Annotated in this window: 12 protein-coding genes; 3 read left to right on the top strand and 9 right to left on the bottom strand. The window is 61.4% G+C overall.

The features are described 5' to 3' along the window. Window positions 1–221 precede the first annotated feature (221 nt). Window positions 222–1,520, bottom strand: coding sequence for a Y-family DNA polymerase (locus AVS7_RS11360; RefSeq protein ID WP_020228515.1), 1,299 nt, complete (start codon window positions 1,518–1,520; stop codon window positions 222–224). A gap of 20 nt (window positions 1,521–1,540) precedes the next feature. Next, window positions 1,541–1,987, bottom strand: coding sequence for a LexA family transcriptional regulator (locus tag AVS7_RS11355; RefSeq protein ID WP_049696900.1), 447 nt, complete (start codon window positions 1,985–1,987; stop codon window positions 1,541–1,543). Between the two features lie 36 nt (window positions 1,988–2,023). Here AVS7_RS11355 and AVS7_RS11350 point away from each other — a divergent pair, with 36 nt between their 5' ends. Further along, the gene (locus AVS7_RS11350; RefSeq protein ID WP_020228513.1) at window positions 2,024–2,530 is read left to right on the top strand and encodes an SOS response-associated peptidase family protein; all 507 of its coding nucleotides are present in this window, start codon (window positions 2,024–2,026) and stop codon (window positions 2,528–2,530) included. Between the two features lie 460 nt (window positions 2,531–2,990). Here AVS7_RS11350 and AVS7_RS11345 read toward each other — a convergent pair whose 3' ends face one another. From AVS7_RS11345 to AVS7_RS24375, 7 genes are all read right to left on the bottom strand, one after another. Continuing rightward, complete coding sequence (locus tag AVS7_RS11345; protein WP_024001387.1) at window positions 2,991–3,344, bottom strand: 50S ribosome-binding protein YggL; 354 nt, start codon at window positions 3,342–3,344, stop codon at window positions 2,991–2,993. Between the two features lie 114 nt (window positions 3,345–3,458). Continuing rightward, the gene (locus AVS7_RS11340; RefSeq protein WP_020228511.1) at window positions 3,459–3,758 is read right to left on the bottom strand and encodes a hypothetical protein; all 300 of its coding nucleotides are present in this window, start codon (window positions 3,756–3,758) and stop codon (window positions 3,459–3,461) included. A gap of 549 nt (window positions 3,759–4,307) precedes the next feature. Next, on the bottom strand, window positions 4,308–4,889 hold the full coding sequence (locus AVS7_RS11335; RefSeq protein WP_020228510.1) for an HAD domain-containing protein: 582 nt from the start codon (window positions 4,887–4,889) through the stop codon (window positions 4,308–4,310). A 109-nt stretch (window positions 4,890–4,998) separates the two neighbouring features. Continuing rightward, window positions 4,999–6,192: a hypothetical protein gene (locus AVS7_RS11330; RefSeq protein ID WP_024001382.1), complete on the bottom strand. Its 1,194-nt coding sequence runs from the start codon at window positions 6,190–6,192 to the stop codon at window positions 4,999–5,001. A gap of 369 nt (window positions 6,193–6,561) precedes the next feature. After that, window positions 6,562–8,322 carry a UvrD-helicase domain-containing protein gene (locus AVS7_RS11325; RefSeq protein WP_011805658.1) on the bottom strand — a complete coding sequence of 587 codons (1,761 nt, stop codon included), beginning with the start codon at window positions 8,320–8,322 and terminating at the stop codon, window positions 6,562–6,564. Beyond that, on the bottom strand, window positions 8,319–10,139 hold the full coding sequence (locus AVS7_RS11320; RefSeq protein ID WP_020228508.1) for an ATP-dependent endonuclease: 1,821 nt from the start codon (window positions 10,137–10,139) through the stop codon (window positions 8,319–8,321). Before AVS7_RS11320 ends, AVS7_RS11325 begins: the two co-directional genes overlap by 4 nt. A 309-nt stretch (window positions 10,140–10,448) precedes the next feature. Beyond that, window positions 10,449–11,129: a hypothetical protein gene (locus AVS7_RS24375; RefSeq protein ID WP_144425083.1), complete on the bottom strand. Its 681-nt coding sequence runs from the start codon at window positions 11,127–11,129 to the stop codon at window positions 10,449–10,451. A gap of 596 nt (window positions 11,130–11,725) precedes the next feature. On the opposite strand from AVS7_RS24375, the gene AVS7_RS25150 reads away from it, so the two are divergent. Further along, a complete protein-coding gene (locus tag AVS7_RS25150; protein WP_020228506.1) occupies window positions 11,726–11,896 on the top strand; it encodes a hypothetical protein in 171 nt (56 codons plus the stop codon). A gap of 51 nt (window positions 11,897–11,947) precedes the next feature. After that, on the top strand, window positions 11,948–12,082 hold the full coding sequence (locus tag AVS7_RS25345) for a hypothetical protein (protein ID WP_020228505.1): 135 nt from the start codon (window positions 11,948–11,950) through the stop codon (window positions 12,080–12,082). Window positions 12,083–12,105: the final 23 nt, after the last annotated feature.

Raw genomic sequence — 12,105 nt, 5'->3', positions numbered from 1 at the left:
TGTGCATGATCTCCATCGTGCACACGATGCCTGCTCGAACAGGCTATCTCAAGATGGGTTTGCCGGACGCATACAAGAAAACATCGCTCGTGATGCCTGAATCAACGCGTTCCTGCGTGTGGCGATGACCGCTATCGCACAGATACCGTGAACTCGTCGCCCCGCATCAACCGGCAGCAATCGCTGCAGAGCCGACCTCGAGCATGGGAGCTCCCCCACTCTTAGGCCCTTGCCACCGGAACATCCTCCCACCGCGTCGTGTACTGCGGCGTGCGCCTCTCCTGCTTCATCCCCCAGTCCTTGCCCCTGTTGGTGCCGCCCGTGGCACCTGAATGCACAGTGCCCTTGCCGTAGCGCTGGTTGAGCGCATCCAAAGCCACCATCAGCTGGGTGCGATCCCGGCGGTCTTCATCCTCCAGATCCAGCTCACCCTGCAGCACGTTGCCCGGCACTAGGTCCAGCAGCATCACCCCGGCCTTGGCCATCTTGTAGCCAGGCTCGTACATCCGGCGCATGCCCGCTGTGGCCGCCCACACCAGCTTGCCGGTGTCGGCCGTAGGCCGGCGCAGGGGCACCACCACCGACTTGTTGAAGCGCGGGCCGGGGCGGAACGGCGAGGTGTGGCAGAACACCAGCAACTGGCTGGCCAGACTGCCTTGCTTGCGTAGCTTCTCGGCCGCGCGGCTGGCGAACTCGCTCACGGCCTCCACCAGCGGCGGCAGCTCGGTCACCGCCTGACCGAATGACCGGGTGCAGGCGATCTCTCTCTTGGGCTCTGGTGCGTCATCCAGCTCAATACACTGCATCCCCTGCAGCTCCCGCACGGTGCGCTCCAGCACCACGCTCCAGCGCCTGCGCACCATGGCTGGGTCCAGCCGGGCCAGGTCCAGGACCGTATGCACTCCGCACTGATGCAGCTGCGCGCCGATCTTGCGGCCCACGCCCCAGACTTCCTCTACCAGCGTGCTGGCCAACACATCGTCCAGGTCCTGGGCCGGCAAGGTGGTCAGGTTGCACACCTGGGCCAGCTCGGCCGGGTAGCTCCCCGGTTTGCGCTCGGCCGTCTTGGCGATGTGGTTGGCCAGCTTTGCCAGTGTCTTCGTATGACCGATCCCGATGCCACAGGGGATGCCCACCCACTGGTGGATGCGCGCACGGATGGCGTGGCTGCGTGTGATCAGATCGCCCCGCAGCCCCTGCAGGCTGATGAACGACTCATCGATGCTGTAGATCTCCTGCGAGGGGCCCAGGCCCGCCGCCAGGCTCATCATCCGGTTGCTCATGTCACCGTACAGGGTGAAGTTGGCGCTCAAGGCCACCAGGCCGTGGGTCTCTTCCATGTGCCGGATCTGGAACCACGGCGCCCCCATCTTGATGCCCAGGGCCTTGGCCTCATTGCTGCGGGCAATCGCGCAGCCATCGTTGTTGCTCAACACCACCACCGGGCGGCCGTTCAGGCTGGGGCGGAACACCCGCTCGCAGCTCACGTAAAAGTTGTTGCCATCCACCAGCGCATACATGCTGGCCTCCGTCCATCAGATCAGGTGAGAAACAGCTTCACGCACCCACTCACCACGCCCCAGACCTCAATGGTCAGGCTGTCGCGGGGGATGATGTCGGGATAGGTGGGATTGGCCGCGCGCAGCTTGATCCGGCCGGCACGCTGGTGCAGATACTTCACGGTGCATTCGCCGTCCACAATGGCCACGACGATGCTGTTGTGCTTGGGCTTGATCGCCCGGTCCACCGCGATGATGCTGCCGTCCTCAATGCCAGCGTCCCTCATCGAGTCGCCCCGCACGCGCCAGAAGTAGGTGGCCTGGGGGTGCTTCACCAGCAGCTTCATGATGTCCAGTCGCTCCACCACGAAGTCGTCAGCTGGCGATGGAAACCCCGCGCACACGCTCACCCCACACAGGGGCAAGGCCAGCGACTGCGCCGCTGTGTCGTACGGCACCGGTAGCGGGGAGTTCCAAAAACTGTACATATTTACAGTATAGCTCCCTGCTGCCAGAATGTTGCCATGTGTACCTACTACGAGGTCCCGGGCCGTGAGCAGCTGGTGCTGCACTTCGATGACGTGCCCGAGGAAGAGTGGCGCGACAAGATGAGCCCGCTGTACCGGGGGCCGTTCCTGCGGGCCAAGGGCGAAGCCGGGCGCGAGCTGGTGGTGGGCCAGTGGGGCATGATCCCGCCGCACTCCAAGACACACATCCCTACAGGCAAGGATGGCAAACGCCTGAGCACCGTCAACGCCCGGCGCGAAGGCATGGCTAAGTCATGGACCTACGGCGGCCCCTGGCGCAAGGGGCAGCGCTGCATCATCCCGGCGCAGTTGTACGTCGAACCCTACTGGGGCACTGGCAAGCACATACCCTGGCAGTTCGAGCGCGCCGACGGCCAGGGTTTGGCGAAATTCGAAGACGTTCACGGCAGTTCCATGCAAAATTGGCCCGATAGCGCAACCAAATGTTGCATTTATCGTAGCTTGGAACTATCCCACAAAAATTCGCGTGCGCAGTCACCGTGAACTCATGGTGCCCTCGTCAGAAAAACGCCGGTGTTTGGGCTCTACAAGGGCTACGAAGCCTCAATAGAGATCAGCCCCCCTGTGCTTCCAGCCCTTGCGCACGTGGGGCAGGAGCATCGTTTGCACGCAACATAGCCGTGGACACCATGCTCAAAGCCCCTCAGACACCGCGCTATGCGCAGCGGCGTACCCACCGCACCTACCCCGCAATACAAGGCCGAGTGGTGGCTGTCACCATAACCCACTGCATGGTAAAGCGGCTGATGCTCAGCATGGGGCTGCCCTCTTTGCGAGCCCAGCGTCGTGAGCAGTTGCTGCCGAGGGTGCCGGAACGTGGTGCACGCGAACGTCGTGTTGACCCGGATGTATTCGCCATGAGATTTTTGAATATCCCATGTCTCGTTTCTGGGGCCGGTCGTTCATGGGGGCCCCCTGAAGTTCGTGGTCGAAGAGCGGGCACTCAAGGCGCCTCGTCGTACCAGGCGTCCCGCAGTGGGCCGACCTTGATCTCGGCGAGATCCGGCCATCGCCCGAGCCAGCTCTCGAAGGCGGCGCGATCAGCGTCCGTGACGCTCCCGCGACGCGCGGCCACGAAGCCGCAATTGACCCCTCCGCCTAGACTCAGCGCTCGGGGCGCGACGAGGTTCTCGAGTAACTGATCGATGAACTGATCCTGCACATCGATCGACGGTGCCACGCGCCAAGTCAGCTCGTAGTCGAATCCCAGCACTTGGAACTCGCCGATGTGCAGCTTCTTGCGAAGGCGCCGGGAGCGAGATCGTTTAGGTGGTGGCAGCACGAGTAGGTCAGTCACGGGTATTTCATGTGGGGGGTGGGATAGGCCGTACGTTGTGGCGGGATGTCGCACGACAGGTATAGCCCGGGCTCAATCATCCGAAAGGAAATCGGACACTTCTCCTTGGCGATTTCAGACGGTATCGGGTTGGTCGGATTGCAGGGTGCCATCACCCACTGTCCACTGCAGCTCATCCACCGCCCTGCGCATGATCCACACACACTGCGCATCGGTGCACCATCGCTTGGCCAGCAAGCCTTTCAACGTAGCCTTGACAGTCGCGTCTTGATTACCTTCGTAGGTCGCCAGCTTTCTCTGGCAGTACGGGACCATCTGCGACACCAGGTCGTCACACATCTGGAAGGCCGCCAGAACCTCGCCCGGCGACGTGCCCGGTGCATAGAACCTGCCACCTTCCTCGACCAGGTTCATCTTGGGCTGGGCGCCAGAAACAGCTGACACGGTTGCTATCACAGGGAAGTCTTCTGGCACCCCTGGATAGTTGGTTCGACCCATCGTCATATCGGCTCCATATTGACTGTTGCACCCTCTAAGATCCTAATGCCCACGTCGAGCTGCTGCAGGGCATGCTCCCTTCAGGGGACTGTTGGCCCTTTGGGGCGGCGCCAGCCGATTGGTTTGTGCCCCCTGGCCAATGGCGCAAAGCCGTTGCGCCGCACTCGCCCCGAGAACAGCCGCCCCTTCCACACGGGCCCCGGCGTCTTGCTGACGACGACCCCTTTTGGCTTGCCTCGGGCGGCGACACTCTTGATGAGGGAGAAGTACACCCGGGTTCCGACCTTCCAGTCCATCTCCTTCGGCAAAGCGAATCGGTAGTGGCGATCTATGACGGTCGTTCCACTGGGTCCACAACGGCGTTTGACAGCTTTTTGATTCAGAGGCATATCTGTCCTTGTGCGATTTTTCCGAATGGTTCGTCAGCACGATGGAGCGGAAAGCATGGGTAGTCTCATGTGGAGATTACCCAGGGGTGGTTGGGGTTGAATGGCTGCGCAGCAGCTGTTCTTTGAGCTCCCGCTGGATACTGGGATCGGACAGACCCTTCGTGCCGTCGCAGGCGATCAGGTGGTGCCGATACGCCGCTGGCCAGCCTTCGAGGTCGTCATCGAGCGCGATCCAGTGGCGCGGCTTTCTGCGCTGGGCATCCTGCTGGATTTGTACCCCCCGGGGTGTCCCACGAAACATGGCTTGATTCCAGGGATCTACGCCATGCACCCGCTTGTGGTACGTCCCGCCTATGAAGCGCGAGCGCAAGGATGTCGGTAGGCGTTTGAGTGTGGCGCTGTACCCGGGGCGGATACACCAAGTGCTGCTGAGCACCAGGGCCACCGCCGGGTAGGGTTCCAGGGCCTGTTCCAGGATGGGAAGCCATTCGAACAAGGTGCGCCCTGCGGCTTCGTAAGGGCTCATGTAGATGCCCTTGCGGGGATGCCAGAGCACTTTCTCGTGGTGGACCACGCCATCGAGGTCCAGGTAGAGGATCACGTCGGCACTGCGGGGCGTAGATGCCGGAACGTAGATTGGGTGGTGCTCGGAGGGCATGACTGGTTCGCCGAATGAAAAAGTGCCAGCGCTTACGAGAATGTGCCGGACTGAGCCTGCAAGAGCAGGCCGCGCGGCAAGTCCAGGTCGACGCCCAGCCTCACTTTCACTAGCGGCGACGGAACGGCTCTCCTGGTGATGAGTTGTGACGCTCATCGGCGATCTCAAATAGGCACTGCATATAAGGCTGCACTTCCGCCCAGAGCGCTCTGTCATCATAGAGTTGGGACAGCATCCGCGTGGCTTCTACGGCATCGGGCCATTTCTCAGCAACGCTCACGTGGGTCATCGCTTCGCGGCTATCTTGGTCGTCATGCAGGTGACCGTCCTGAGCTCCGTAGGTGTGAAATTCCACGATGCGCCGGGGCCGAGGCCACGCGGCGTCTTGGCAAGTACCGCCGGGTGGCGAGGCCTCGCGGGTAGCATGGGCTGCCGCGAAGGAGTCTTGGACGGTATGCAAGACCGAGCCAAAAGCAACATGGTGCAGGTAAGGCAGCAGCTTGTCCTGTCGTCCAAGGATGTAGAGATCTGAGACACGCCACTGTGTGCAGCCAAAGTGCTCCTGGAGCGTTGGGTTGTCCAGATCGCGCAGGAAGGTATCGGGTTTAATTTCTCTCGACGCAACCTTCCATGCGAACTCCAACCAATCCAATACCTTGGCACGGGTGGCACCGGGATGTACGCCCTCCTCGCTGGCCATGGCATGCAAAAACTGCAGATCACCAAAATGCGAGCGGGTCATCAAGTTACCGCGCTGGGTGCCAGCAACTTTTCTGCAGCCCACGATGGGCTTGGTCTGGGCTTTCTTTTCTGCATCCTTGAAGAGACAGTACCAGCACAGGGGTTGTGTCGAGAAGCGGATGGTTTCTGACACCTTGCAGGACTTGCCGAGATAGGTGCAATTGCCTTCCTCAGGGGCCAGCTTGAAGGGCGGCAAGTCGTTCCATCGGACCCCGTAGATAACATAGGGTGTTGCGAATGGAAGATCACGAGCGCTACAGACAGGGTCTTGAGCGAGGCCAGCCGGCTCCACCGGGCAACCCATGGCAATCTGGGTGATCTCCTCGTGCACACGCCCTTTGATCAGGACTCCCAAACGACCTGCGACCGTAGCTAGCGAGTCTTCAGTCTCGTTGGTGAGTTTGGATTCAAATGCTGAGCCCATGGGGGCGATTTGAAAAGCGGCGGCTGCACTGCAGAGGGTCAAGATACCTGCGCCCAAAGCCAATGCGCGAACGCCATTGAATGCCAGCTGCAGTGAAGACTGGCGATGGCGAATTTTGGTGTGGTCTGTGCCTTGCATGTCTCTCCTCCCGAACCATAACTTTAGGCAGATCTAGGATTTGGGCAAGAAATATAGGAACAGGAGGAAAGCACCCCACGTGCAACACTGTTGTGGGCAATGTGCGGAGCATGGCACTCATGTCGGGTCTCGGCTTTAGGCTGGGCACGGTCGTTCGCCGTTCTAAAGCAAATGTCAGCGGCTGCCGGAACCTGTCATTGACCTTTCTCGTGCGAAGCGATTCCCCTCGTCAACGACAACTCTCAGTCGGAATCTGTAACCAGCCCGGTCGGCTCAAGAGGGAATGACCTTGGTCTTCGTGCAGAACTCCGTCGCCAATCGTCCTACGTCATAACGCCACGCGCCAGTCCGACTGACGAGGAGTTTTCCTTAGAGCTTGTGCCCCTTGAGCAGGGGACATTGGGGCCAAAGCGGATCGAGGATGAGCGTGTGGACTTTTGCTCGCGTGATGCCGACTCGAAGCACACGTCGGCTTTTGGGATACAGAGCGGTGTCGCCTCGCCAAACGAAAGATGATTCGACGGCGGGGCCGGTCCGACGAGCTTCGCGGACGAGGATGACTCCGTCGAACTGCTTGCCCTTGGCCTTGTGGAAATTCATGACTTGCAAGCCCATCGGCGGCTCCACGCCGTCGAGGATTTGCTCCTGTGCGAGAGCCAGGTCGAGGGCGGTGCGGGCATTGGTGTAGGCGCCGTCGCGAAGCCATTCATCAGAGAGGGCAGCCGAGATGCGATGTCCCCGACGGAACGCCACCAAGAAGTCTAACTGCGCAGCGACCCGCGTGAGTTCGTCTTGATTGGTCGCCCGCAGCTCATGTTTGACGGTGAGCCAGTCCTCGGCGGGATCGCCGCTGAAATCGTTGACTGCCAAGCCTGAGATCAGGCCGCGCAGGGCGTTGGCGATGTTGATGTTCAGGGCCTTGCCACCCTTGATTTTGTTGGCCTGCTCCAAGAGTTTGGCGACTTCCTTCCGGCCCTGTCCCGTCGCGCGCCTCGCGGCGGCGATCATTTCCATGCTGGTGGCGACATCGGCCTCCAGTTTGGCGAGGTCCTTGGGTTCCAGCAGAAAGGCCGCGAAACGGGCTGACAGCAGCGCTTCGGCCTCGTCGAACAGCAGCTTGTGCCGAACCGGCTTCCCGACATTGGCCCCCAACGCGTTGAGGGCGTTGGACATCTTCAACGCACTGCGGTTGTTGGTGACCAGTATCGCGATCGTCTCCACCTTCTTGTCGCTCTGAGCCCGAATTGATTTCAAGAGCTCCCCGAGGGCTCGGCGCAGCAGATGATTCCAGTTCGGCGGTGGCTTCTCGGGGCGGTAGGCAAGGGCGGATACGCCCTTGTAGGGCGCGCCGCGTGGCTTGGCCGTCAGGATGTCATTGCCGAACGCCAAGATTTCGGAGTCCGGGCTGCGGTGGTTCTGCGTCCCAAGGTCGATCTCGTGCGGCTTCAACGCCTCCCGGATGGCGATCACGCGCTCCGGGCCGACGCCTGGCAGGTAGTCGAAGATTTGCTGTTCGAGGTCTGCCAGGCACAGCACCTGCGTGTGTGGTGCGAGCATCTGGATGCACTGCCACGCGTACTGGCCGGTGTCCTGGGCCTCGTCCACGATGATGATGGGATGCCGATGGGCGATCGACGCCAAAAGATGCGAGCTGCGAGCCAACAGAGCTGTCGCATTGGGCGCGAACAGGTCGAACGCGATCCGCCCCTCTTCGCGAAACAGCCGCTCACGCTCGACGAGCCACTCGTCCCAGCCTTCGTCTTCGTCGCCGAGGCCGCCCGACAGGGCCTTCTCGTCGTGTGGCAGCAAGATCGAGAGCCTATGCGGTGCCCCAAGCAGGTAGGCGTGGGCTTTGAGGATGTCCCAGAAGAACGAATGGAACGTCTGGATGGAGAGCTGCTCCTGTTCGGCTTTGGTGGACTCGAGCTTGGCGGCATCCAAGATGCGCGCCACTGCCGCCCGCGAGAAGCTCAGGAACAAGGCCGACTGACCCGGAAGCATGCCGTCGCGAATCCGCTTGACCGCCTTGCGCAGCGCGAGCGTCGTCTTGCCGCTGCCGGGGCCGCCGATGACCAAGGCATGGCCCTCGCAAGCCATGACGCTTTCGCGCAGCTTGCAAGGCTCGTTCATGGAGCGGCAGCAGCGGCGGCCGGTTCGGGTGCTGCTCCATCGCCGTCTTCGAACGGGGGTGGAGGTGGGAACAGTGCGAACACTGACGACAGAAACTTCGTCACCGTGGCCGGCAGCTCGTGGAGCTCGCACTCTTCGAACAGGCGCGCCGACCAGCCGGCGCCCTTGTTGCCGCCGAGGGCTTCTTTGGCGATGGCCTTGACCGCGTCGTCGTTCGGGCGCGCATCGGGGATGGCGACGTTGCCGTTCTCATCATTGGCTTTTAGGCCCGACAGGAAGGACCACAGCCGATCCACGGGCACCTCCGCAACGACGAGGTCTTCGAAGCCCTTGTAGGCGTGCTCGACATTGATTTCGAAGTTGTCCGCCAGAGCCTGCGCCTGCTCGGCCTTGCGCTTCTTTTTGTAGTCAAGGTCGTAGAAGGCGAAGGTGCGTAACCCCAGCGTCTTGAAGAACTTTCCGAACTTGGGCATGTTCGACTCACCATCAGCGTCGAAGAAGGCCACACCCGCGATGTCCAGCGGCTGCAAGTTGGGATCGCTCTCCTCCATGCGCCGCGCGACGACGGGCATCGCATGCAACTCGGTAACGCCTTCGACGACGATGGCTGCTCGTCCCAGCATGCATTCAGACAGGCCGGAGCGAGAGAAGCGCTTGTAGTCGTTGTCTTTGAGGCCGGTGGCGTCGGAGACCTTTCGCGCCGTGACCACGCCGGCATTGCGAGCCAGCAGCAGTGTCTTGGATGGCTCGAACTTCTCGATCACGAATGGCGAGTGGGAGGTCACGAAGGCCTGCGTCGTCTTGGTCAGCAGGTATTGGGCGATGCGTCGCTGGGTGTGCGGCGGCACCGCGATCTCGGGCTCCTCCATGGCGAAGATGACCGTGTCGGGCTTGAGGTCGGCGATGAAGGAGAGCAGCGCGAGCACCAGCGTGTTGATGGTGCCCGTGCCGGCGTGGGGGAATGGGACGTGTCCTTGGTCCGCCGACAGCGCCAAGAAGAACGTCATCGTCTTGCGCAGATGCTCACGCGTGAGCTCCGAAACATGCAGCTTGGTGGCGTTGCCGGGCGACTCCAATGCGATGTAGCGGGCCAGCCGCCTCTCCACGGATCGCAGAACCGGCGCGATCTCGGTCGCGTCGGCTTCGATGTCGAGGCCGCGCAGGCGCTCGATGGTCTTCTCCCACAGGCTGGTGCGCACGCCCTTGGTCCGCAGGATGATGTCGAGAAGCGACCCGCGCTCCAAGCTCAGCGCCCGCGAGCCGGTCCGAAGCGCGCGCAGGTAGAGGAAACCAAACAGCCTCTTGATCCCCTTGGGGACCTTGGTCAGCTCGCCGGGAGGGGCATCGGGGCTGTGCGAGAAGTAGGTCCGGGCCTCGAACTCGTCTTCCTCGGGGTTGTATTGGCCGATGGTCTCGATCCGTAGGCAGGGCACGGCATCAGGCGGATTGGCGGCGTCGGCTTCTCCCGGCCCGAGCAGCCTTTGCTCGGCCACATGCCAGAACTCGATGTTGCCGCCGCACTTGGCTCCGATCTCGGCGCCGGGCTCGATGAGGACGGCCTCGATCCGAAGCGGAATCGGCGCCTGCTCCGCGCCTTCTTCGGTGGCGGGGGCCAGGTATTCAGCGTTGTAGAAGTCGAACTCATCGACCGGAGGGAAGCGGTTGAGCCGGTCGGGGCCCAAGACCAGGTCGAGGGCTTCGCAGAGCGTGCTCTTGCCGACATTGTTGGAGCCCACCATCAGGGTGTGTCCGTCGAACAGGAGCTCCGCCGACTTGATGCCGCGAAAGTTCGAGATGGTCAGCCGGACAACCTTCATGTCTTCTCCCGTATTGACGTAAGCCTTAGTTTGGTGGTGTGGTGGTCATCATAAAGAGGCGCGCATGGTCCGTCTGCTCAAGCCAGCCTGGAACGGCCGCTTTGTGGCAGTCAGCGTCAGTTGATCTCGCAGCAACGACTGACAGCAACCGCTGCAGAACAGTCCTTGCCAGTTCGATGGAGATTCGTTGACCCTCCGCGGCAGCGGAGCGAAGAGTTTCAGGCAATCCGGTGACACGTGACTGGATCTATGAAAACCGAAAGTGAGGTTCATCCCTTCAGGGGAAGATTCTGGAACTTTCCTGTCGAATCAAGCCGCGGGCTTCATAGGGCAGCAATCAGTGAACTGCTCGTACAACCGAGTTACCTTGTTCATCCTGCGCTGTGAGCCGGTCAATGTGGCGAGCATCCGGTATGCCATGTGCATCAGCCCGTTGGAAATGCGGATCAGCTGCAGTGCCATCTCTTCCGGGAACCCTTCGCGAACGCGTCGCAAGGGGTGAATACCGCTGTGCACGTAGGAATTCAAGGCGTGGCGCGAATACTGATCGAACTCTGCCAGGTGTGCAGTCAGTCCCTGTGGTGCCGCTTCCAGGACCTTGGCCAGCATCTCGTTCGCCCCCGGAAGGTTCTTCGCTGCAAGCTCAGCCTTTTGCGTCAGGTCCTGTCCTAGCTTGCTGATCTGCGCAGGATTCGCCACATAAACAAGCCAAGCGGCCCTCAGCAACGCCTCGTACTGCAGCCTCAATACAGCGGATGCAGAGTTTGGGGCATCCATGGTAAATGCGGCGCGCGCAACGCTCGCATGCTCAATACAAAGGTGGCATGCGCTCGCAGCCAATTGACACTGATCGGAGTCGATGGAAAGCAAGGTTCCCACTGAAGGAAAGCACATCAGCAGGGCCTCTTCAAATTGTTCGGATCGCTCGACTAGAGCCAAGAGCTTATCGTCGGCGGATGACTCGAGTGCAGAGGAGGTGGGCTGGGCCAAGATGGGTTCGTCTCGCTTGATTAGGCTTGCAAGGGTAACCGGACCCTGGGCTTGACCCAGGTCAAATGAGACTGGCAGTTCTTGCCTTGCCATTTCTGACCTGCTGCAGAAAATGGAAGTAAGGGGGAGGCAAGGCATGAAGTCTTTACACGCATCGCGCGGACTCGCGCTCACAATCTTATTGCTGGCCAGCAGTTGGGCCGGAGCATTTCAAATCGGGCCGTTGGGGACCAAGCACGAGGAGCGTCTGACCAACGAATCGAACTCCACGCTGGCGCGTATCGCCGGGCAAAGGAACGTTGGCCAGAAGCGGTAGAGGTCACCCGCAATCTGTTTGAACTCCAATCCGATGGAGCCAAATGGGCTGATGCCAGCAGCTATCTGCAGTGCGTCTTTACGTTGAGCGAGCGCCGAAGGATGTCATCGCCAGGAGAGACCTACCGGCGTAGCAGCACGCCTCGCGGTCAATGATGGTGCTCGGTCATTGGCATTGTTGCAGGCGATTTCTGAACGGAATCAATCGTCCTTGCGCCACGCGCGAGTAGGGCGCCGCAACTTCCGCCTGCTGCGGCGTGGCACCTCCACTCATCAATTCTGTGGGTTCCCGCATCGACACGGTGGTTGAAGGCGCCAACGATGGCCGCCTTACGATCAAGTGCGACGGCGACGAGTTCCACAGTCCCGGCCGCTGGCAGGCCGGCTTGCATCGCCTGCGCATCCTGGAGCGCGCCGGCTTGGTGTTCTGGCGCTGCTTCGCTTCCACTTGAGCGCTGCGCAAGCCCGAGGTGCTGGGTGAAGTGGTAGAACGGATGCGCCGGATGGGCATCGAGCCGCTGGGCGCACTGGAACGCACGCCATCGCTGGTCGAATACCGCCAATGGCCACAGTGGAAGCCGGCGCAAGAAGAGGAGACCGCTGCGCCAGCCGAAGCGGAGACCGGCGGCGCGGGTTGACGCAGGGCGGCGAAGGCCGCTAA

This window comes from Acidovorax sp. MR-S7, from assembly GCF_000400995.2.
Taxonomy (GTDB): Bacteria; Pseudomonadota; Gammaproteobacteria; order Burkholderiales; family Burkholderiaceae_C; genus MR-S7.
This window is presented reverse-complemented; position numbering and strand designations above follow the sequence as displayed.

Excerpts from the sequence above, each read along its gene's own strand:
- AVS7_RS11320 (WP_020228508.1), bottom strand. The coding sequence starts at position 10,139 with ATGAAGGTTGTCCGGCTGACCATCTCGAACTTTCGCGGCATCAAGTCG.
- AVS7_RS25345 (WP_020228505.1), top strand. The coding sequence starts at position 11,948 with ATGGGCATCGAGCCGCTGGGCGCACTGGAACGCACGCCATCGCTGGTC.
- AVS7_RS11330 (WP_024001382.1), bottom strand. The coding sequence starts at position 6,192 with ATGCAAGGCACAGACCACACCAAAATTCGCCATCGCCAGTCTTCACTG.
- AVS7_RS11350 (WP_020228513.1), top strand. The coding sequence starts at position 2,024 with ATGTGTACCTACTACGAGGTCCCGGGCCGTGAGCAGCTGGTGCTGCAC.
- AVS7_RS11340 (WP_020228511.1), bottom strand. The coding sequence starts at position 3,758 with ATGAACCTGGTCGAGGAAGGTGGCAGGTTCTATGCACCGGGCACGTCG.
- AVS7_RS11335 (WP_020228510.1), bottom strand. The coding sequence starts at position 4,889 with ATGCCCTCCGAGCACCACCCAATCTACGTTCCGGCATCTACGCCCCGC.
- AVS7_RS11360 (WP_020228515.1), bottom strand. The coding sequence starts at position 1,520 with ATGTATGCGCTGGTGGATGGCAACAACTTTTACGTGAGCTGCGAGCGG.
- AVS7_RS11325 (WP_011805658.1), bottom strand. The coding sequence starts at position 8,322 with ATGAACGAGCCTTGCAAGCTGCGCGAAAGCGTCATGGCTTGCGAGGGC.
- AVS7_RS11355 (WP_049696900.1), bottom strand. The coding sequence starts at position 1,987 with ATGTACAGTTTTTGGAACTCCCCGCTACCGGTGCCGTACGACACAGCG.